The sequence below is a fragment of the Brevundimonas denitrificans genome, assembly GCF_030160755.1.
GTDB classification, from domain to species: Bacteria; Pseudomonadota; Alphaproteobacteria; order Caulobacterales; family Caulobacteraceae; genus Brevundimonas; species Brevundimonas denitrificans.
Window position 1 is genome coordinate 1 of sequence record NZ_BSOY01000036.1, and the last position, 21,374, is coordinate 21,374.

At 69.4% G+C, this 21,374-nt stretch carries 17 protein-coding genes; 9 read left to right on the forward strand and 8 right to left on the reverse strand.

Features of this window, described 5'->3' with window-relative positions:
• The 6 genes from mreC to QQJ79_RS09130 form a co-directional block, all read right to left on the reverse strand.
• On the reverse strand, positions 1-954 hold a 954-nt coding region (mreC, locus tag QQJ79_RS09105), incomplete at its 3' end, for a rod shape-determining protein MreC (RefSeq protein WP_284222610.1).
• Positions 955-1,092: 138 nt separating this feature from the next.
• Positions 1,093-2,133, reverse strand: coding sequence for a rod shape-determining protein (locus QQJ79_RS09110; protein ID WP_284222611.1), 1,041 nt, complete (start codon positions 2,131-2,133; stop codon positions 1,093-1,095).
• A 240-nt stretch (positions 2,134-2,373) separates the two neighbouring features.
• Positions 2,374-2,805 (reverse strand): hemerythrin domain-containing protein, encoded by a 432-nt coding sequence (locus tag QQJ79_RS09115; RefSeq protein ID WP_284222612.1) that lies wholly within the window; start codon positions 2,803-2,805, stop codon positions 2,374-2,376.
• An 83-nt stretch (positions 2,806-2,888) separates the two neighbouring features.
• Positions 2,889-3,605, reverse strand: a complete 717-nt coding sequence (locus QQJ79_RS09120) for a TVP38/TMEM64 family protein (protein ID WP_284222613.1) — start codon at positions 3,603-3,605, stop codon at positions 2,889-2,891.
• A gap of 82 nt (positions 3,606-3,687) precedes the next feature.
• Entirely contained in the window at positions 3,688-5,031 is a 1,344-nt protein-coding gene (locus tag QQJ79_RS09125) for an MFS transporter (RefSeq protein WP_284222614.1), read from the reverse strand.
• The gene (locus QQJ79_RS09130) at positions 5,028-5,576 is read right to left on the reverse strand and encodes a hypothetical protein (protein WP_284222615.1); all 549 of its coding nucleotides are present in this window, start codon (positions 5,574-5,576) and stop codon (positions 5,028-5,030) included. Before QQJ79_RS09130 ends, QQJ79_RS09125 begins: the two co-directional genes overlap by 4 nt.
• A gap of 130 nt (positions 5,577-5,706) precedes the next feature.
• Here QQJ79_RS09130 and QQJ79_RS09135 point away from each other — a divergent pair, with 130 nt between their 5' ends.
• A complete protein-coding gene (locus tag QQJ79_RS09135; protein ID WP_284222616.1) occupies positions 5,707-6,594 on the forward strand; it encodes a LysR family transcriptional regulator in 888 nt (295 codons plus the stop codon).
• 120 nt (positions 6,595-6,714) lie between these two features.
• The gene (gene ku / locus QQJ79_RS09140; RefSeq protein WP_284222617.1) at positions 6,715-7,581 is read left to right on the forward strand and encodes a non-homologous end joining protein Ku; all 867 of its coding nucleotides are present in this window, start codon (positions 6,715-6,717) and stop codon (positions 7,579-7,581) included.
• Here ku and ligD read toward each other — a convergent pair whose 3' ends face one another.
• Complete coding sequence (gene ligD / locus QQJ79_RS09145; protein ID WP_284222618.1) at positions 7,582-10,143, reverse strand: DNA ligase D; 2,562 nt, start codon at positions 10,141-10,143, stop codon at positions 7,582-7,584.
• Between the two features lie 131 nt (positions 10,144-10,274).
• Here ligD and QQJ79_RS09150 point away from each other — a divergent pair, with 131 nt between their 5' ends.
• Positions 10,275-11,480, forward strand: a complete 1,206-nt coding sequence (locus tag QQJ79_RS09150; protein WP_284222619.1) for a pyridoxal phosphate-dependent aminotransferase — start codon at positions 10,275-10,277, stop codon at positions 11,478-11,480.
• On the opposite strand, the gene QQJ79_RS09155 is transcribed toward QQJ79_RS09150, so the two are convergent.
• A complete protein-coding gene (locus QQJ79_RS09155) occupies positions 11,481-12,497 on the reverse strand; it encodes a polyprenyl synthetase family protein (RefSeq protein WP_431307587.1) in 1,017 nt (338 codons plus the stop codon).
• Between the two features lie 117 nt (positions 12,498-12,614).
• Between QQJ79_RS09155 and QQJ79_RS09160 the strand changes: the two genes are divergently transcribed.
• The 6 genes from QQJ79_RS09160 to QQJ79_RS09185 all read left to right on the forward strand — a co-directional run bounded on the left by QQJ79_RS09160 (position 12,615) and on the right by QQJ79_RS09185 (position 21,374).
• Entirely contained in the window at positions 12,615-13,373 is a 759-nt protein-coding gene (locus tag QQJ79_RS09160) for a tRNA1(Val) (adenine(37)-N6)-methyltransferase (protein ID WP_284222620.1), read from the forward strand.
• A 181-nt stretch (positions 13,374-13,554) separates the two neighbouring features.
• Entirely contained in the window at positions 13,555-14,166 is a 612-nt protein-coding gene (locus QQJ79_RS09165) for a TIGR02466 family protein (protein ID WP_284222621.1), read from the forward strand.
• 52 nt (positions 14,167-14,218) lie between these two features.
• Positions 14,219-16,639 (forward strand): heavy metal translocating P-type ATPase, encoded by a 2,421-nt coding sequence (locus tag QQJ79_RS09170; RefSeq protein WP_284222622.1) that lies wholly within the window; start codon positions 14,219-14,221, stop codon positions 16,637-16,639.
• A 29-nt stretch (positions 16,640-16,668) separates the two neighbouring features.
• Positions 16,669-18,336: an energy-dependent translational throttle protein EttA gene (gene ettA / locus QQJ79_RS09175; RefSeq protein WP_284222623.1), complete on the forward strand. Its 1,668-nt coding sequence runs from the start codon at positions 16,669-16,671 to the stop codon at positions 18,334-18,336.
• Between the two features lie 320 nt (positions 18,337-18,656).
• The gene (locus QQJ79_RS09180; protein WP_284222624.1) at positions 18,657-20,402 is read left to right on the forward strand and encodes a calcium-binding protein; all 1,746 of its coding nucleotides are present in this window, start codon (positions 18,657-18,659) and stop codon (positions 20,400-20,402) included.
• Between the two features lie 45 nt (positions 20,403-20,447).
• The gene (locus tag QQJ79_RS09185) at positions 20,448-21,374 is read left to right on the forward strand and encodes a 2-hydroxyacid dehydrogenase (protein WP_284222625.1); all 927 of its coding nucleotides are present in this window, start codon (positions 20,448-20,450) and stop codon (positions 21,372-21,374) included.

The window sequence follows — 21,374 nt, forward strand, 5'->3', positions numbered from 1 at the left end:
GGCGGCGTCGCGGCGTGCGGCCGCGTCATCGATGGCGGCTGCCTGGGCCGGCGTGGCCTCGGTCAGGGCGCCGAGCGCGGCCAGCGGCGGGGCGTTGAGGTCCTCGGCGCCGATCAGCTGGCCGAAGTCCTCGAACAGCATGACGCGGACATAGTCGATGGCCCCGCGGTCGCTGAACAGTTTGACGCGCCAGCTGCCGTCGATGCCCCGGGCGGCGACGCCGATGGGCACGCCGCGCGGGAAGCCGCCGCCGTCGCCGGATGACAGGATCCGGTCGCCGACCTGGACCGACCCCACGCCGCGCATGAATTCGAGCCGGGGATTGTCGCTGCCGTCGCCCTTGAGGATGGCGCGGGCGTCCGTGCGGTCGACCAGCACCGGGATCTGGCTGGCCACGTCGGTGACCAGCAGCATGCGGCTGATGCCCGGCGACGTGCCGACGATGCGGCCGACGAGGCCATGCTCGTTGATGACGGGATTGCCGACCTTGACGCCCTGCGCCGAGCCGGCGTCGATCAGCCGGGCCTTGGAGAAGGGGCCGCGCGCGTCGAGGATGGAGCGCGCCGTCTGCATGGCGACGGGCGGTTCGGGCCGGATGCCCAGCATGGCCTCATAGCGGGCGTTGACGTTCTTCAGCGCGATCGCCTGGTCGCGCCAGGGCTGCAGGTCGGCCAGCTCCCGCTTGAGCCGGCGGTTCTCGGACACGGCGAAGAAATAGCCGCCGACATAGTCGCTGGCATGACCGAACCACCGCACCGGGGCCGCGAAGACTCCGCCGACCGGTCCGGCGACCGCTTCCACGCCGGACCGCACCGGCTGATAGGGCGAGGTCTGGGCCCGGGCGTCGCTGATCAGCAGCAGGACGCAACCGATGGCCGCGACAACGACGGTCACGGCCGCGGTCCAGACCAGCGGCACCTTGATGTTCTCGAACGGTCCGTCGCGAAACGCCACGGCGCGCCTTCCTCAGAAAAGGGAATCAGCGGGACGCCCCCAGCCGATTTGTCGAGCCTATCGCAAAATCCATGCCGCTTGGGAACCAGCGACAGGGCCACGATGACGGGGATTTACGGCGTTGTTTCGACCTGAACCCTAGAGGGCCGAGTCGAGCACGCCCTTCATCCAGCGCGGATGCTCGAGCACCCGGCCGCAGCCGATGGCGACGCAGGACAGCGGATCGTCGGCGACCGAGACCGGCAGACCGGTATGGTCGCGGATTTCGGCGTCCAGACCGCGCAGCAGGGCGCCGCCGCCGGTGAGCATGATGCCCTTGTCGGCGATGTCGGCGGCCAGTTCGGGCGGGGTGGCTTCGAGGGCGACCTTCACGGCCTCGACGATCTGCGAGACCGGCTCGGCCAGGGCCTCGGCGGCCTGGCGCTCGGAGATGCGGACCTCGCGCGGCACGCCCTGCATCAGGTCGCGGCCCTTGACGTCGATCGACAGGCCTTCGCCGTCGGCCGGGATGCGGGCGGTGCCGATGTCCTTCTTGATGCGCTCGGCGGTGGTCTCGCCGATCAGAAGGTTATGGTTGCGGCGCATGTAGGAGATGATCGCCTCGTCCATCTTGTCGCCGCCGACGCGGACCGAGCGCGAATAGACGATGCCCGACAGGGACAGGACGGCCACCTCGGTGGTGCCGCCGCCGATGTCGACGACCATGGAGCCGGTCGGCTCATGGATCGGCAGGCCGGCGCCGATGGCCGCAGCCATGGGCTCGTCGATCAGGCCGACGCGGCGGGCCGAGGCGTTGAGGCAGGAATCGTTGATGGCGCGGCGCTCGACGGCGGTGGCGCCCGACGGCACGCAGACGATGACCTTGGGGTTCACGAAGCCCTTGCGGTTATGAACCTTGCGGATGAAGTGTTTGATCATCTCCTCGGCGACTTCGAAGTCGGCGATGACCCCGTCGCGCATGGGACGGATGGCTTCCATGTGGCCCGGGGTGCGGCCCAGCATCTGCTTGGCCTCTATCCCCACGGCGTGGACGATCTTGCGCCCGCCGACGTTGCGCAGGGCGACCACGGACGGTTCGTTCAGCACGATGCCCTTGCCCTTCATGTAGATCAGGGTGTTGGCGGTGCCGAGGTCGATGGCGATGTCGTTGGAGATCGCGCCGAAAATGCTGGAGAACATGGGTCCGGGATACCGTTCGTTCGGGCCTTAGAGGGGGCTTGCGTCAGTCTCGATCCGCTTCGGCGACGCCCCGGCGACGCGCATCCCCACGCACCGCCTCCTGATCGTTATCGCCTGACCGACCTTACGGCTCGTTTGCCCGTGTGCGAGGGCGAATACAAGCCCTGTCGCCCTGCAAGCGACCTTGAAAAGTCCGTCAGGCCGCGCCCACACCGGAACGTGAAGCGACCCGGCGGCGCGTCAGGCCGCCGCACGCTCGTCCGCGCCCATCAGCCGCTCCATGGCGGGGTAGAGGACGTCGTTCTCCATCTCGAGCCGCAGCGACAGGGCGCCCATGACGCCCCCGGTGGCGGCGGCGAAACGACCGGCCTGGTCGAGGATCGCCTCAGGGGTCCAGTGATCGCGATAGTGGATCCAGGCGCCGACGATTCCGCCCATCTCCTCGAAGGCCTCCGCCCCCAGCCGGCGCGCAGCCTCATCCCCGGCGGCCATCAGCGCGGGATAGAGGTTGTCGTCCTCCTCGGCCAGGTGGGCGTGGAGCAGATGGTCGATGGCCACGACCAGGGTTCGCGCGTCGTGGGCGTCGGCGCGGGTCTTGACGTTTCCGGCCAGTCCGCCGAGCCGACTGGCCATCGCCATGATCGACCTGTGTTCCGCTCTCAGCGCCTGCATGTCCACGCGGTCATTCCCATCCACGGATCATACAAGCCTCAACAGCCCTTAAGACGCGTTGAAGATGGCGCTTCGCCCCGCGTCTAATCGGCGCCGGAAGCGCGCTCGCGCCGTCTCACCAGCTCGCGGACGCCGAGCATCAGGCCGAGCCAGACGACGGCCACCCCGGCGAGGATCAGCGAGGTCCAGACGCCGTCGCCGCTGACCGCCGCCACCACCGCCCCGCCGAAGAAGGCCACCAGGGCCGTCTTGGGCAGGACGCCGAGGGCGCAGCCGGCGAGGAAGGCGGGAAAGGACGCCCGGGTCGCGCCGAACGCCATGTTGACGACGATGAAGGGCGCCGAGGGCACGTTGCGGATAATGAAGCTGGCGTAGAAGGCGTTCTTGCCGACGAAGCCCTTGAGCCGGTCCATGGTGCGCCCGCCGAACCGGTCGACCAGCCGCGCCGTCGGTCCCCGCCCCAGCCAGTAGGTCACGCCCGCCGAGGCCACGGTCGCGGCCCAGCTGTAGAAGAAGCCCAGCGACGGCCCGAAGGCGACGACGCAGGCGGCGATCAGGATGAACTGCGGCGCGCCGATGAAGGCGGCGGCGATGAACAACACCACAGTCGCGAAGAAGGCCCATGGGCTGCCGGCGTAGCCCTGCAGCCAGGCCTCGAGGTTCTCCTCGGCCGCCAGCCCGAACTGGCTCTTGCCGAAGAGCAGCAGGCCGAGCGTCGCGCCGAGCAGCAGCGCCGTGGCCAGCGCCGCCCGCCAGCGGCGGCCTTCCATGTTGAGGATGAAGTCGAGGAGGCGACGCATGGTCCCCGATTAGCAGGCGACGCCGACAGGGGCGAGAGCCCGCGCTTCAGTGGTCGGGCCCGGAGCCGGGCCGACCCCGTCGTCAGCGGGACCGGCCTCTTGAGGCGCTGACGAGGCCCGCCGTCAGGGCCAGGGCCGCGCCGGCGCCGAGGGCGATCCGCGGCGTGGCCCCGACGGATGTGGTGGCGAACAGCAGGGTCACCAGCACGGCCCCGGCCGTCTGGCCGGTCAGCCGGGCCGTGCCCTGCATCCCGCCCGCCGCCCCGCTCCGCTCCGGCGCGGCGGCCATGAACAGGGTGCGGTTGTTGGGCGTCTGGAACAGCCCGAAGCCCAGGCCGCAGAGAGCCAGCAGGGGCGTGATGGATCGCGGGTCCGCGTCCGGGGACTGGAGCGCGACTCCGGCGAGGCCCGCGGCCAGACAGGCCCCGCCTGCGGCGCAGAGCCAGGCCGAAGGCGTCCGCTCCGGAAAGCGGCTGACGGCGGCCGCGGCCGCCGCGACCGCCAGCGGCCAGACGGTCATCTGGAGGCCGGTTTCCAAAGGCGACAGACCGGCGTCGTGGAGCAGGAACGGCAGGGCGACCAGGGCGGCCGTCTGACCGGCGAAACAGCAGACCGACGCAATCACCGCGGTCGCGAAGCTCCGGCGCCCCAGCAGATCGAAAGGAATGAGCGGCGCTGTCCTGGCCCGTTCGCGGCGCACCAGCGCCACGAGGGCGAAGATCGCCGTCAGCCAGAGACCGACGGCCAGCGCCGGCAGGGTCGGAAGGCTTTCGGCGCCGGCGATCAACAGGGCGAACAGGGCGGCGTTGAGCAGAACGCTGAGCCCGTCGATCGCCTGGCCCCCGCCCCGGGTGAGCGGCAGGGCCCGCGTCGCGAACAGGACACCGAGACCGAGGGGCAGGTTGAGCGCGAACAGCCACGGCCAGTCGCCCAGGGTCAACACCAGGGCCCCGACGGCGGGACCGGCCGCCGAGCACAGGGCGATGGTCAGGGCGTTCCAGCCGATGGCGGAGCCCAGGCGGCCGTCGGGAACGGAGGCGCGCAGCAGGGCCACGCCGACCGACATGATGGCCGCGCCGCCCAGGCCCTGCAGGAACCTCGCGGCGACCAGCCAGGTCAGGGAGGGCGCCAGGGCGCTCAGAAGGGACGCCGCGGTGAACAGGGCCACGCCGGACGCGAACACCCGCCGGTAGCCAAATCGCTCGCCGAGCGCTCCGCAGGGCAGAAGGGCCATCAACACCGCGGCCTGGTAGGCCGTGACGACCAGAACGACCGCGCCCGCGGTGGTCTGCAACGCGCCCGCGATGGTCGGCAGGGCCAGGTTCACGACCCCGGCGTCAAGAACCACCAGCGCCATGGAGGAGAGCACGGCGGCCACCGCAACCGCGCGGCGGCGCGGTTCAAGGCCGGAAACGGCGGCGATCATCGCGGCGCGCCCGTGGTCCAGACGCCGTCGGCCTGCACGTAACGGGTGACCGGATGGCGCTTCGGATCCTCAGCTCTCAGATCGCGCTCGGTGAAGCGGAAGAGGAGCGCCGTGTCCGACAGGCAGCGGGTGTCGTGGATGTCGCCGGGAAGGTAGGCCCTGACATCGCCGGCCCGCAGAATGGTCCGGTTCCGTTCGACCAGCCGGACCCGGCCGTCCGGCGAAGTAATCCGGGCCCAGGAGCCCATTTCGACCTCACCCTCCTGGATGGCGTACAGGACCCAGTTCCGGCCGTGGTCATGCGGCGGGCGGTAGAGGCCCGCGGACTCGGCATGGGCCAGAAGCACGAAACCGTGGGCGGGGTCCCGGTACAGTTCGACATTGGCCGCCCGGTCGCGGCGCAGCGCCGCCAGCCAGGGCTCCGTGTCCGACGCCCCGGCGAGGGCGGCGGCGTGACGGCGGCATTCCGCCACCAGATCAGTGGTGAGAGGCCCCCAGGCCGTGCGGACGGACCGGATGAAGGTGGTGAGCGCGTTGCTTTCCATGATGCTGCTCCTTCGGTTTTCGCTGAACCAAAGGTACGTCGCGGCCTGATGCAGCGGAACGCGCAGCATTTGCATCCTATTGATGCATCAGACGCTAGGTATGAACGCGGTGCGATGGTAGAGTTTGGGCATGTCGCGGCCCGATCTGAACCAGCTTGTCACGCTCGACGCCCTGCTCTCGGAGGGCAGCGTCGCGCGCGCGGCGAAACGGCTGCAGTTGAGCCCCTCGGCCATGAGTCGCGCGCTTGCGCGTCTGAGGGAGACGGTGGGCGATCCCTTGCTGGTGCGCGCCGGACGGGGTCTCGTTCCGACGCCGCGGGCCATCGCCCTTCGCGAGCCCGCGCATCAGCTGCTGCAGTCGGTCGAGGCCATCCTGCGGCCGGACGACTCCCTCGACATGACCCGGCTTGCGAGGACCTTCACCCTGCGAACCAGCGACGGCTTCGTGGAGAATTTCGGACCCGCGCTGATGGCCCGGGTCGCCCGGGAGGCTCCGGGCGTCCGGTTTCACTTCCTGCAGAAGCCGGACAAGGACAGCGCGCCGCTCCGCGACGGCCGGGTCGATCTGGAGACCGGGGTCGTGGAGGAAGCCATGGGGCCTGAGGTTCGAACCCAGGCCCTGTTCCGCGACCGGCTGATCGGCGTGGTCCGGCAGGGACATCCGCTGACCGCCGGCGACATCTCCGCGGCGCGATACCGGGCGGCGCAGCATGTCGTGGTGTCGAGAAGCGGCGCCGAGGACGGCGCCGTGGACCAGCCCTTCTTGCCGGCGGGACTGAAGCGCAGGGCCGCGACCATCGTTGGGGGGTTTTCGGCGGCGCTCTCCCTGGCGCGCCTGTCCGATCTCGTGGCGACGGTCCCCGAGCGCCACACCGCGAACCTCCGGGTCGGCATGCACAGTTTCGACCTGCCGGAGCCGGCGCAGGCCTTCGCCGTCTCGATGCTCTGGCATCCCCGGTTGGATTCGGACCCGGCCCATCGGTGGCTCAGGGCGCAGCTTCGCGAGGTCTGCGCCTGACCACCGGTCGCCGGAGCGCCGCGCCGGGTCCGGAACGAAGCGCGCCTCCCGGCCGCTTTCCGCCCTCCCCGTCCGAACATATCCCGCGCTGGCGCATTCTGCCCGGCAAGGAGACTGAACATGGCTGCTCGCCCGACCTGGCAAGGACATCTGAAGCTGTCGCTCGTCACCTGCCCGGTGGCGCTCTACACCGCGACGACCAGCACGAATGACGTGCGCTTCCATCTGATCAATCCGGAGACCAACAACCGCATCCGGATGGTGCCGACCGATCCGGACACGGGGCCCGTCGAGCGCGGCGATCTGGTGCGCGGCTATGAGGTGTCGAAGGACGAATATGTGCTGTTCGACGAGGCCGATTTCGACAAGGTCAAGCTGGAAAGCACGAAGACCATCTCGATCGACAAATTCGTCGATGAGAGCGAGATCGACCGGCTGTACTGGGCTGATCCGTTCTTCGTCGTGCCCGAGAAGGGCGCCGGGGTCGAGGCCTTCGCCGTCATCCGCGACGCCATGAAGAAGCAGGGCAAGGTGGCGCTGGGCTGTCTGGTCCTGCGCGGCAAGGAACGGCAGATGGCGCTGGAGGTGCGGGGCAAGGGACTGTTGGCCTGGACACTGCGGGCGCGGGACGAGGTGCGGGACGCAGACGACTATTTCGACGACATCCAGAGCGTGAAGGCGGACGCCGACATGGTCGAGATCGCCGCCCGGATCATCGGCCAGAAGGAGGCGGACTTCGATCCGGCCGACTTCAGGGACCGCTACGACGACGCCCTGCGCGAGATGATCAAGGCCAAGGCGAAGGGCGGCAAGGGCACGGTCGATGTGTCCGAGCCCGACGACACCAATGTTATCGACCTGATGGCGGCGCTGAGGAGCAGTCTGAAGGGATCGGCCGGGGCGGAGAAGAAGCCGGCCGCGAAGAAGGCGGCGGCGGCCAAGGCTCCGGCGAAGAAGGCCGCGCCCCGGAAGAAGGCGGCCGCCTGATCAGGCGATACCGACCTTCTTGAGGGCGGGTCTGAGGCTGGTCTCGGCCGCCCGGAAGTCCTTCCATGGATCCGCTTTCTTCAGCATCGCCGGGTAGTTCCAGAGGTTGAAGGCCGACGGGTCTAGCCCGGCCTTCACCTGGCTCCAGGCCAGCGGGAAGGCGATTCCGGCGCCGGGACGGGCGCGGGGCGACCAGGGGGCCACAGCCGTCGCCATCCGCCCGTTGCGCAGATAATCGATGAAGATCTTCCCGCCTCGCGCCTTCTTGGCCAGGGTGGTGGTGAACCGGTCGGGGGCGTCGATGCGGATCAGTTCGGATACGGCCTTCGCAAACGCCTTGGCTTGATCCCAGCTGACGCGGCTGCGGGCGTCGGTCCTGATCGGGACCACGACATGCAGGCCCTTGCCGCCCGTCGTCTTGACGAAGGATGTCAGGCCAAGGCTTTCGAGCTTCGCCTTCACCACCTTCGCCGCGGCGATGACGTCGGCGAAATCCAGCCCCTCGTCCGGGTCGAGGTCGAAGGTGATCTGTTCGGGCGTCTCCGGGTCGCCCGGCTTGCAGCCCCAGGGGTGCAGCTCCAGTCCGCCCGACTGGCCGATGGCGACGAGGCCGCCGACGTCGACGGCGGTGACGTAGGGCGTGCGCGCCTTGACGTCGATCAGCTTCAGCCGCGGGTTGGAGCCGGCCATGGCGTGGCGCTGGAAGAAGGTCTCGCCGGTGATGCCGTCGGGCGCGCGGATGATCGAGGTCGGGCGGTCGGCGACATGGGCCAGGATGCGATCCGAGGCCGCCTCATAGTACCGGGCGAGGTCGGCCTTGGTGATCGGGGGATGTCCGTCGCGAGCGGGCCACAGGATCTTGTCCGGGCTGGAGATGGCGACGCCGGCCACCACGACCTTGCCCGGCTTCGCGGCGGCCTTGACCGGGGTCGGGGTCTTCATCTCCGTGGGTTCCTGCGGCGCCTCGGTCACCTCGGCGGCGGTCTTGTCCTCGCGCAGGCCCTTGAAGGCGGCGTGACGCAGCGATCCGGCCTCGGTGTAGCCGCCGTGCTCGACCTCGGCGACGAGGACGGGCTTGACCCAGTGGATGTCTTTCTCACCCCTGGGCGCGCCGGCGCCGGAGAAGGGGCTCTTGTCCGCGGCGACGGCCTTGAGCGCCGGGGTCAGGGTCTTCGTCACCCACTCGCCATAGCCCGTGCCGACCCGGCCCAGATAGCGGAGGCCGCCCTTGTCGCGGACGCCGACCAGCAGCGAGCGGAAACGGACGCCGCCCTCCGACGACCAGCCGCCGATGACCACCTCGTCCCGGCCCCGGCATTTGGACTTGACCCAGGTGGTCGAGCGGCCGGCGCGGTAGGGGGCGTCGAGCTTCTTGGAGATGACGCCCTCCAGATCCATGCGACAGGCGCTTTCCAGCACCGCCTGGCCGGATGAGGCGAAATGCTCGACGTAGCGCAGGCGTTTGGCCTGGGTCTTGCTGATCCGGTCGATGTACGCCTGAAGCCGCGCCTTGCGGTGGGACAGCGGCAGTCTGCGCAGATCCTCGTCGCCCTCGAACAGCAGGTCGAAGGCGAAATAGATCAGGTCGTCGGTGCGGCCGTCGGAAATCGCGGCCTGCAGGGCGGAGAAGTCGGGCATGTGGTCGGCGTCGAGGGCGCACAGCTCGCCGTCGATCACGGCGTCGGGCCAGGTCGCGGCGTCTGCGGTCAGGGCGGGGAAACGGTCGCTCCAGTCCAGACCCTTGCGGGTGCGCAGGATCGCCTTGCCGCCGCCGACGCCGATCTGGATGCGATAGCCGTCGAATTTGATCTCATGGGCCCAGCCCGCGGCGCCCGGCGGATGATCGACGACCTTGCACAGCTGGATGGGGACGAAGGCCGGCGGCTTCGTCGCCTTGCTGGCGGCGGCCTGCGAGGGTTTCGGTTTGGCCGGGGCCTTGCGGGCGGTCGGTTTCGACGACGTCCATTGCGTCTGGCCGCCCGCGATTTCGGCCAGCGACCGGCCCGTTGTCACCGAGGCGTCGATTTCGGCCAGGGCGTCTCCCTCGCCCGGCACGGCGTGGTCGTCCTTTTCCTTGATCAGCAGCCAGTTGTTCCGCCTGGACGGCTTGCCGCGATCCGACTTGAGCCGAACCAGCGCCCAGCCGCCCTTCAGACGCTCGCCGTCCAGCATCATCTTGACCGAGCCTTTGGCGAAGTCGGCCTCCAGAGTCTCCGGGTGCTGCGGGGTCCACCACCCCGTGTCCCACAGCTGGACCGTGCCCGCGCCGTAGTTGCCGGCGGGGATGGTCCCCTCGAACGACCCGTAGTCCATGGGGTGGTCCTCGACCTCCACCGCCAGCCGCTTGACCGCCGGGTCGCGCGACGGGGCCTTTGTCACCGCCCAGGACTTGAGGACGCCGTCGTGCTCGATGCGGAAATCGTAGTGCAGCCGCGTCGCCGCATGGCGCTGGATCAGATAGCGCAGGGGCGCGGAGGCCTTGCGCGGCGCCTTGGCCCCCCTGGGCTCGGGCGTCTCGCCGAAGCGGCGCTTGGCCTGATAGGTCTTGAGTTCGCCGCGCATGCCGTCCCCGGGGTCTGACAGGGGATCAACGCACCAAGGCGGTCGGGGATCAACGCCGACCGCAGACCGGTCCCATTTGATCGTCGTTTCGCAACTGCGTAAGGAATGGACGCCGTCCGCCGGGAGTCGCCATGTCCAGCCTGCAGTCCTCCGCCCTTGCTCGCGTCAAACCCTCCGCCACCCTGGCCGTGACCGCCCGGGCGCGCGAGCTGAAACGCGAGGGGCGGGACGTGATCGGTCTGGGCGCGGGAGAGCCTGACTTCGACACGCCGGAGAATATCAAGGAGGCCGCCATCGCGGCCATCCGGCGCGGCGAGACCAAATACACCGATGTCGACGGCATTCCCGAACTGAAGGCCGCCGTCGCCGCCAAATTCTTGCGCGAGAACGGCCTGACCTACGGGGTGGACCAGATCCACGTGGCGCCGGGCGGCAAGACGGTGATCTACAACGCCCTTCTGGCCACCCTGTCGCCGGGCGACGAGGTGATCGTGCCCGCGCCCTACTGGGTGAGCTATCCCGACATGGTGCTGCTGGCCGGCGGCGAGCCGGTGACGGTGGTCGGGCACGAGGCCGACGGCTTCAAGCTGAGGCCGGCGGCGCTGGAGGCGGCGATCACGCCGCGGACGAAATGGCTGATCCTCAACTCGCCCTCGAACCCGACCGGCGCGGCCTATACGGGCGCCGAGCTGGAGGCGCTGGCCGCCGTGCTGCGCCGCCATCCGCAGGTCTGGATCATGACCGACGACATGTACGAGCACCTGATCTACGGCGACTTCGACTACCGCACGATCGCCCAGGTGGCGCCGGATCTCTACGACCGGACGCTGACGATCAACGGGGTGTCCAAGGCCTATGCCATGACCGGCTGGCGCATCGGCTATGGCGGCGGGCCCAAGCCGTTGATTGACCTGATGCGCAAGGTGGCGGGGCAGACGACGTCCAACCCGTCCTCGATCAGCCAGTGGGCCGCGGTCGAGGCGCTGAACGGGCCGCAGGACTTCATCGCCGAGCGGGCGAAACATTTCGAGGCGCGGCGCGATCTGGTTGTGTCGATGCTGAACCAGGCCCCGGGCATCCGCTGCGCCACGCCGGAAGGCGCCTTCTATGTCTATCCTTCGATCGAGGGGCTGATCGGCAAGACCACCGAAGGCGGGACGGTGATCGACAGCGACGATACGTTCGCGACCGAACTGCTGGACGCCGAGGGCGTGGCGGTCGTGCAGGGCTCGGCCTTCGGCCTGAGCCCCTATTTCCGCATCAGCTATGCGACGTCGGAGAGCGTGCTGGAGGAAGGCTGCCGCCGGATTCAGCGGTTCTGCGCGGGGCTGCGCTGATCAGGCCGCCCGGCTGACGGCGAAGTCGGCCAGCTGTTCCAGCGCCTCGCGCCAGTCGCTCGCCGGAAGCGCGCTCAGGGCCGCCTTGGCGGCGTCGGCGTACTCATAGGCAGTGTCGAGGGTGGCGTTGACGGCGCCCGTGCCGAACACCAGTTCGCGGGCGCGGCGGAAATCGTCCTCGGTGCGCTGGCCCTGGTTGATGGTGCGGTCCCAAAAGGCGTCCTCCCGGCCCCGGGTGCGGGCGGCGGCCAGAAGCAGGGGCATGGTCACCTTGCCCTCACGGAAGTCGTCGCCGGCGTTCTTGCCCAGCACCTCGGACGTGCCGCCGTAGTCGAGGGCGTCGTCGGCCAGCTGGAAGGCGAGGCCGAGGTTGAGGCCATAGGCGCGCAGGGCCTCGACGGCGGTTTCATCGGCCCCTGCCCCCACCGCGCCCGCCTCGGCGGCGGCGGCGAACAGTTCGGCGGTCTTGGCCGAGATGATGCGCAGATAGGTCTCCTGATCCAGGTTCAGGTCGTGGGCGCGCGTCAGTTGCAGCACCTCGCCCTCGGAGATGACGCTGGAGGCTCGGGCGAGGATGCCGAGGGCGCGCATCTGGCCGGTCTCGACCATCAGTTCGAAGGCGCGGGCGAACAGGAAGTCGCCGACGAGGACGCTCGACGGGGCGCCCCAGATCAGATGGGCCGCGACCTTGCCGCGCCGCAGGTCCGAGGCGTCGACGACATCGTCGTGCAGCAGGGTGGCGGTGTGGATGAACTCGACCGCCGCCGCCAGTTTGACCGGGGCCGTGATCTCGCCGGTCGCCCCTGAAGCGCGCGCGGCGGCGAGGGTCAGCAAGGGCCGCAGCCGCTTGCCGCCGGCGGAGATCAGATGCTCGGCCAGCAGGGGAATGACCGGCACCTGGGACTGCATCCGGTCGAGGATCAGGGCGTCGACGGTCGCCATGTCGGGAGCCGCCAACCGCACGAGCGGCTCGACATTGCCCTTCGAGCGGGGCTCGGCGACGGTGACAGCGTCCAAACGGATACTCATCGAAACGGCGGCGCGGGGGAGAATCACGCCCGAAAATCCAGCCGCCGCCTTGCCCGGCGACGATGCGGCGCACAATGGTGATCGCTCCATGAAGGGTCAAGCCGCGTGACCGTCGCACCGTTCCCTGAATTCGAAGGCGCCGCCGTCGAGAACGCCCTTCTGGGCGGGCGCGTCCGGCTGCGTCAGCCGGCCAGGGGCTACCGGGCCGGCATGGATGCGGCCCTGCTGGCGGCGGCGGCGGCGGCGGAAGCGCCCCAGCGGTTGATCGAGGCCGACTGCGGCGCAGGCGCGGTGCTGATGCAGATCGCCGCGCGGCGTCCCGGCGCCGCCCTGACCGGGCTGGAGCGCGACCCGGCGATGGCGGCGCTGGCGCGGGAGAATGCGGCGCTGAACGGGGCCGACGCGCGGATCGTCGAGGGCGACGTCGCGGCGGGCTTCCGGGCCCTCGACCTGCCGCCGTTCGACTGGGCCGTCAGCAATCCGCCGTTCTTCGACGATCCGGGCGCCTTGCGCGCCCCGGCGGAGGGCAAGCGCGGGGCGTGGATGGCCGACGACGGGCTGAAGGCCTGGACGGCGTTTCTGCTGAAATCCGTGCGCGAGGGCGGACGGATCGTGGTCATTCACCGCGCCGACCGTCTGGCCGACCTGCTGGCCCTGCTGGGCGAGACGGCGGGATCGTTCGCGGTGCGCGGGGTGCATCCGTATGCGGACGAACCGGCGAAACGGGTGCTGGTGCAGGCGATCAAGACGGGCAAGGCGCCGCTCAGGCTGCTGCCGCCGCTGGTGCTGCACGACAGGTCGGGCGCCAAGCATACGGCGGAGGCGGAGGCGGTGTTGAGGGGCGAGGCGGGGCTGGGGTGGTGACCGGGGTGGCTGGTGGTCAGTGGCTAGTGGCTAGTGGCCAGTGATTGTCGCCCCACTGTCGGCGGAAGGGCGGCGCGGACAGCGCCGTCGCACAGGGGGCGGCCAGCCACTAACCACTAGCCACTAGCCACTCGTCAGCCGCCGGCTTTCGCGGTCCTGCACGACCGTCTATGGCATCCGCATGACCCTGCGCCCCCTCTTCGTCACCCAGGTCTATGAGGCGTCCCTGGCCGCCTCGCCCGGCTTCGGCGCCTTCAACGCCGGCCTGGCCGACGCCTGCCGCATGCTGGCGGCCGAGGATCACGCCGGCCGCGCCTGGTGCCGCGAGAATGCCTATCGCGGCTACACCTCCTACGGCTCCCTGAGCGACCTGCCCCACCGCCTGCCCGAGTTCGCCGAACTCAAGCGCCACCTGGACCGGCACGCGGTCGCCTATGCCAAGGCGCTGAATTTCGACCTGGCGCGCAAGCCGCGGCTGGACAGCCTGTGGGTCAACATCCTCAAGCCCGGCGGCGGCCACACGGGCCATATCCACCCGCACGCCTTCCTCAGCGGCACCGTCTATGTCGAGGTCCCCGACGGAGCCTCGGCCCTCAAGCTGGAAGATCCGCGCCTGCCGATGATGATGGCCCGTCCCGGCGTCCACGCCGACGCCTCCGAGGCGGAGCGACCCTTCGTCTATCTGGCCCCACAGGCCGGGACGGTGCTGATGTGGGAAAGCTGGCTGCGCCACGAGGTGCCGTCGAACGGGGCGAAGAGCGAGCGGATATCGGTGAGCTTCAACTACGCCTGAGGCGGAAGACCCGGCACGGGTATAGTCCCCTCCCGCTCCAGGGAGACCCGCCATGCCTCACGACTCCTGCTGTTCCGGCCGCGACGGCGCTCCCGAGGCCGGCAAGGCGCGGGATCCCGTCTGCGGCATGATCGTCGATCCGACGGCGACGCCGCACCATGCGACGCATGCCGGCGAGACCTGGCATTTCTGTTCCGCCGGTTGCCGGGCGAAGTTCGTGGCCGCGCCGGCGAGATACCTCGGACCGCGCGAAGGCGCTGCAGCCGTCCCGGGCGCGATCTATACCTGCCCCATGCACCCCGAGGTGCGGCAGGTCGGACCCGGCGTCTGCCCCAAATGCGGCATGGCGCTGGAGCCGGAGCTGGTCACCGTCGACGCCCGCTCCAATCCCGAGATCGCGGACTTCACCCGCCGCTTCATCGTGGCGGCCCTCCTGACGCTGCCGCTGTTCGTCATGGAAATGAGCGCGCATCTGCCGGGTTCGGGCCTTCCCATACCGCACTCCTGGAACGGCTGGATCCAGTTCGCCCTCGCCACCCCGGTGGTGCTGTGGGCCGGCTGGCCCTTCATGGAGCGCGGCTGGGCTTCGCTGCGAACCTGGAACCTCAACATGTTCACCCTCATCGCCCTGGGAACGGGCGTGGCCTGGGCCTTCAGCACCCTGGCGGTGATCACGCCCGCCCTTATTCCCACCGATTTCCTCGGCGACCACGGCGAGCCGCCGCTGTATTTCGAGGCGGCGGCGGTGATTGTCACCCTCGTGCTGCTGGGCCAGGTGCTTGAACTGCGCGCGCGCGAACGAACCTCGGGCGCCATCCGCGCGCTTCTCGACCTGACGCCGAAACGCGCCCTGCGGGTCGGCGCCGACGGAGCGGACGAGGAGATCCCCGTCGAACATATCCGGGTCGGCGACCGGCTGCGCGTGCGGCCCGGCGAGAAGATCCCGGTCGACGGCGTGCTGACCGAAGGCCGCACCGCCGTGGACGAGGCCCTGGTCACCGGGGAATCCATGCCCGTCACCAAACAGACCGGCGACGCTGTGGTGGCGGGGAGTCTGAACACCACAGGCTCCTTCGTCATGCGCGCGGACAAGGTGGGGGCCGACACCCTTCTGGCCCAGATCGTGCAGCTGGTGGCCAAGGCGCAGCGCAGCCGCGCGCCGATCCAGCGCCTCGCCGACCGGGTCGCCGCCTGGTTCGTGCCGGTCGTCGTCGCCATCGCCGCGATCGCCTTCATCGCCTGGTCCCTGGTCGGCCCCGAACCCCGCCTCGCCTACGCCTTCGTGGCCGCGGTCAGCGTGCTGATCATCGCCTGTCCCTGCGCCCTGGGCCTGGCCACGCCGATCTCGATCATGGTCGGCGTCGGACGGGGCGCCCAGGCGGGGATCCTGATCCGCGACGCCGAGGCGCTGGAGCGGTTCCAGAAGATCGACACCCTGGTCGTCGACAAGACGGGGACCCTGACCGAGGGCCGCCCCGCCGTGACGGCCGTCCACCCGGCTCCCGGCTTCGACGAGACAACCCTGTTGCGCCTGGCCGCCGGACTGGAACGGTCCAGCGAGCATCCGCTGGCCCGCGCCCTCGTCCGGGCCGCCGAGGCGCGCGGCCTGCCCCTGTCCGCCGCCGAGGATTTCGACAGCCCGGTCGGCAAGGGGGTCGTCGGCCGGATCGAAGGCCGCGCCGTCCTGATCGGCAGCGCCGGCTTTCTCGAGGACAATCGCGTCGACGCCGGCCCCATGGCCCCGACGGCCGACGCCCTGCGTCAGGACGGGGCGACGGCGATCTTCATGGCCGTGGACGGCGTCCTGGCCGGGGTCTTCGCCATCGCCGATCCGATCAAGGCGACCAGCCGCTCGGCCGTGGACGCCCTGCACGCCGAGGGCGTGCGGCTTGTCATGCTGACGGGCGACAATGTCATCACCGCCCGCGCCGTGGCGGCCCGGCTCGGCATCGACTCGGTCGAGGCCGACGTCTCGCCCGCCGACAAGGCCGCCGTGATCGAGCGGCTGCGCGCCGAAGGCCGGGTCGTGGCCATGGCCGGCGACGGGGTCAACGACGCCCCGGCGCTGGCGGCCGCCGACGTCGGCGTGGCCATGGGCGCCGGGGCCGATGTCGCCATCGAGAGCGCGGGCGTGACCCTGTTGTCCGGCGACCTCAACGGCATCGTGCGGGCGTTGAGGCTGTCGCGGGCGACGATCCGCAACATCCGCCAGAACCTGGTGTTCGCCTTCGGCTACAACGCCCTGGGCGTGCCGCTGGCGGCGGGCGTGCTGTATCCGGCCTTCGGCCTGCTGCTGTCGCCCGCCATCGCGGCCCTGGCCATGTCGCTGTCGTCCGTCAGCGTCATTTCCAACGCCCTGAGGCTGAAGGCGGTCAAGCTGCACGGTCCGTTGGCCATCAATCCGCCCTCCCCCGCGCCTAGACATTTGCCCAACGGCGGCGCGGCGGCTACATCCCGCGCCAACCTCCCCTAAACCCCGGACGACAGGGCGCACCGCACCTCATGGCGCAGCAATATATTTTCCAGATGCAGGGTCTGACCAAGACCTTCCCCGGCGGCAAGAAGATCTTCGAGAACATCTGGCTGAGCTTCTACAACGACGCCAAGATCGGCGTCGTCGGGGTCAACGGCTCGGGTAAATCCACCCTGCTCAAGATCATGGCCGGGCTGGACACCGAGTTCACCGGCGAGGCGCGGGCCGCCGAGGGCGTCAAGCGCGGCTATCTGGAGCAGGAGCCCCAGCTCGACGACAGCCTGAACGTCCGCGAGAACGTCGAGGCCTGGTGCGAGGAGAAGCAGTGGGTCAACCGCTTCAACGCCATCGCCATGGAGATGGCCGAGGAATACACCGATGAGCTGATGGCCGAGATGACGGCCCTGCAGGAAAAGATCGACGCCGGCGACGTCTGGGACATCGACAGCCGCATCGAAATGGCCATGGACGCCCTGCGCTGCCCGCCGGACGACTGGGAGGTCACCAACCTGTCGGGCGGTGAGAAGCGCCGCGTGGCGCTGGCGCGGCTGCTGCTGAGCAAGCCCGACATGCTGCTGCTCGACGAACCGACGAACCACCTCGACGCCGAGTCGGTGGCCTGGCTGCAGCACCACCTCGAGGCCTTCCCGGGCTGCGTCATCCTGGTGACCCACGACCGCTACTTCCTGGACCTGGTGACCAAGTGGACGCTGGAGCTGGACCGCGGCAAGGGCCACCCGCACGAGGGCAACTACTCCAGCTGGCTGGAGGCCAAGACCAAGCGCGTGGTGCAGGAGCAGTCGGAATCCGAAGCCCGCCAGCGCGCCCTGACCCGCGAACTGGAATGGGTCCGCTCGGGCGCCAAGGCCCGCCAGGCCAAGTCCAAGGCCCGTCTGGCCGCCTATGAGCGGATGGTCGACGAACAGGAAAGCCTGCGCGGCGCCCAGACCCACGCCGTGATCCAGATCCCGCCCGGCCCGCGCCTCGGCAATGTCGTGCTGGAGGCCGAGGGGCTGGAGAAGGCCTATGGCGACAAGCTGCTGTTCAAGGACCTGTCGTTCAAACTGCCGCCGAACGGCATCGTCGGCGTCATCGGGCCCAACGGCGCCGGCAAGTCGACCCTGTTCCGCCTGATCACCGGCCAGGAACAGCCCGACGCCGGCACGATCCGCGTCGGCGAGACGGTCAAACTGGCCTATGTCGACCAGAGCCGCGACGACCTGGAGCCCAACAAGACCATCTGGGAAGTCATCTCGGGCGGCACCGATGTGATGATGGTCGGCAAGCGCGAGATCAACACCCGCGCCTATGTCGGCAGCTTCAATTTCAAGGGCGGCGACCAGCAGAAGAAGGTCGGCCAGCTGTCGGGCGGCGAGCGCAACCGCGTCCACCTGGCCAAGACCCTGGCCACCGGCGGCAATCTGCTGCTGCTCGACGAACCGACCAACGATCTGGACATCGAGACGCTGCAGAACCTCGAGGAGGCCCTGGAAGGCTTCGCCGGTTGCGCCGTGGTCATCTCCCACGACCGCTGGTTCCTCGACCGCCTGGCGACGCACATCCTCGCCTTTGAGGGCGACAGCCACGTCGAATGGTTCGAGGGCAACTTCGAGGCCTATGAGGAAGACAAGAAGCGGCGGCTGGGCGTCGACAGCCTGATCCCGCACCGGATCAAGTTCCAGAAATTCGGGCGGTAACCGCCCGCGATTCCCGCGACCGATACTGACGTTGCGCCGTGCAGCCTGACTGCTATTGCCGCGACGGATCCACCACGCGGTGAAATGGACGGACTGCGTCCAGGATATCCGGTGGTCACCGAACAGTCGTGGGAAGTGGCGCGCGCGGCCTACGTGGGCGGACTGAATTTCAACTTTCGAGCGAATTCGGGTTCCTCTCAACTCCTGTCGTTGATATTGCTGAATCACGCCGACTGGCGGAATGCTGCGCTGCCAGCTATGCGCTAATATTTGATCGGGGCGCCATACCAGCGGTTGCTCAAACCTCGACTGGACCCGTTATGGACCGCAGTACGACGATCGCCTCGAGCGGAAAGTTTGTCTTCGATGAATTGAGCAATGTGCTCTTCTCGATCGGTGCGGGTCGGGTGACCCGCTGGGACGCGACGAACGGACAATTCCTGTCGGCGATCGAGATCGGAGCCAACCTGGCCGGCATCGCGATTTCGCCCGACGGCCGCTACCTGCTCGTCGGCTCGGCCGACCTGGTTCCGACGCCGGGCGGCGGCGGCAGCAGCGTCGCCCTGTTCCGCATCGACCTGACCACCATGGCGCGGACCACGATTACGACACCCCAGGCCTTCTATGAGGGCGGTGTTGCGGACATCGTCATCGACGCGGACGGGTTCGCCCTCTTCACCACCCACTTCCAGGGGTCCGGCTGGACGCCGCTGCGGCGCTTTGACGTGGCGGCGGACACGCCGAGCATGTCGAACGTGACCGGGGGCCCTGACGTGACGGGCGGCACCGCCATGATCCGCTCGCCGAACGGGGAGTTCGTGCTGGTCCTGGAGAGCAACATCAGCAGCGCGCCCTTCGCGCTCTATTCCGCCAGCCAGGATCGGATCATCGCGAGCAGCGACCTCTACAGGATCGGCCGTAGCGGCTTCAACGACGGCCGTGGTGACGTCAGCAACGTCGGCGACATCGCCATCATCACCTACAACACCTTCGTCATCTACGACCGCGATCTCAATGTGGTCCGCGACTTCACCAGCCGGCAGTCGGCGGGTTCCATCGCGGACGCGCAGTTCAGCGCGGACGGGCGGTTCCTGTTCGTACTGAACGTTGGATCGGACGTGCTTGAGGTGATCCGAGTCTCGGACTGGTCCCTGACCCAGAGCGTCCCGCTCGGTGTCGACCTCCGTCCGACCGGCAACGGTTCCATCTACAACGGCCTCGACCTGATCGACGACGGCGGGTTACTGCTGCTGACGACCGCGGCCGGCGTACGGGTCATCGACCTCGCTTACGTCAGCGTCACCTTGACCGGCACGCCGGCCAGCGACCAGCTCTCGGGCGCCTTGGCCGATGACACCCTCAACGGCGCCGGCGGCGACGACACGCTTGATGGCCGGTCCGGCAACGACATCCTCAATGGCGGGGACGGCGATGACGTGCTGATCGGCGGCCCGGGCGACGACGTGCTCATTGGCGGCGCGGGAGCCGACCAGATGAACGGCGGCCTCGGCAACGACCGGATTGACGGCGGGGCGGGCGACGACGTTCTGATCGTCTCCGGCGCCTCCTCCGACCACCGCCTGCTGATGGACGGCGACAACTTCATCCTCAAGGGACCGGACGGCGGAGACCGCCTGAGCAATGTCGAAAGCATCCGCTTCAGCGACGGCCGGGTGCTGGAGCTGAACCGGATGTATGGCCCGGACGTCGATACGCGGGCCTGGACGGACGGGCGGATTCCCGAGGCGCTGCTGTCGGGCGGGGCATGGGACGGGGAGCGGCCGCTGGTGCTGCCGGGGACGGCCGGAGATGAGTTCCTCATCGCCAAGGATAGCGATTCGCCGCTCGTCCTGCCCGGCGCGGACGACGGGACGCCGGCCGGAGCCAAGGGCTTCGAGCAGTTCGAGGTGTTGCCCGGGCTGGACGAGCGGACGCTGATCCCGCTGGACCGCGCGGCCCTGTTGGACCCCTGGTCAGCCCAGATGCTGACGGTGGACGAACAGGGACAGGTCATCGACCGTTTCATCCGGGGCGACAGCTGGGGGCCGGACGCCTGGAGCTTCTAAAGACCGGACCTTGGCCCCCGGCCCCGGTCCTGATCTAATCGTCCCATGCCCAACCGCCCCGCCCTCCTGATCATGCAGCGCCATCTGGCGCCGCTGACCGCCTTTCTTGAAGCCGATTACACGGTCTACCGCTTCTGGGAGGGGCCGCCGGCGGAGGCGCAGGGGCAGATACGGGCGCTGGTGGTGGCGGGAGAGTTTCCGCTCGACAAGGCGCTGATCGAGACCCTGCCGGCGCTGCAGCTGATCGCCTGTTTCACCTCGGGCTATGACGGGATCGATGTCGACTGGTGCCGGGCGCGGGGGCTGCCGGTGAGCCATGCGCCGGGGGTCAATCATGAGGATGTGGCGGATCATGCGCTGGGGCTGATCCTGGCCGCGCGGCGGCAGATCGCGGCGGGGGACCGGGCCCTGCGGGCCGGCGGCTGGACGGTGGACGCCAAGATGATCACGCCGTCGCTGAAGGACCAGCGGCTGGGCGTGGTCGGTCTGGGCGCGATCGGCGAGGCGGTGGCGCGGCGTGCCGGGGCGATGCGGATGGCCGTGCGCTGGTGGGGGCCGCGGGAGAAGGAAAGCCCGTGGCCGCGCGCGGAGACGCTGCTGGAGCTGGCGCGGGACAGCGACATCCTGGTGGTGGCCTGCAAGGCCGATGAGGGCAACCGCGGCCTGATCTCGCGCGAGGTGATCGAGGCGTTGGGGCCGCAGGGGCTGCTGGTCAATGTCGCGCGCGGGCAGCTGGTCGATGAGGACGCCCTGATCGCGGCGCTGAAGGACGGGCGGCTGGGTCAGGCGGCGCTGGACGTGTTCGAGGAAGAGCCGACCGAGGCGGCGCGCTGGGCCGATGTGCCCAATACGGTGCTGACGCCGCACACCGGCGGGGCGACCACGGAGGCGGTGCAGGGCATGCTGATGCTGCTGATCCAGAACCTGCGGGCGGCCTTTGCGGGCGAGCCTCTGAAGACGCCGGTTCCGTAG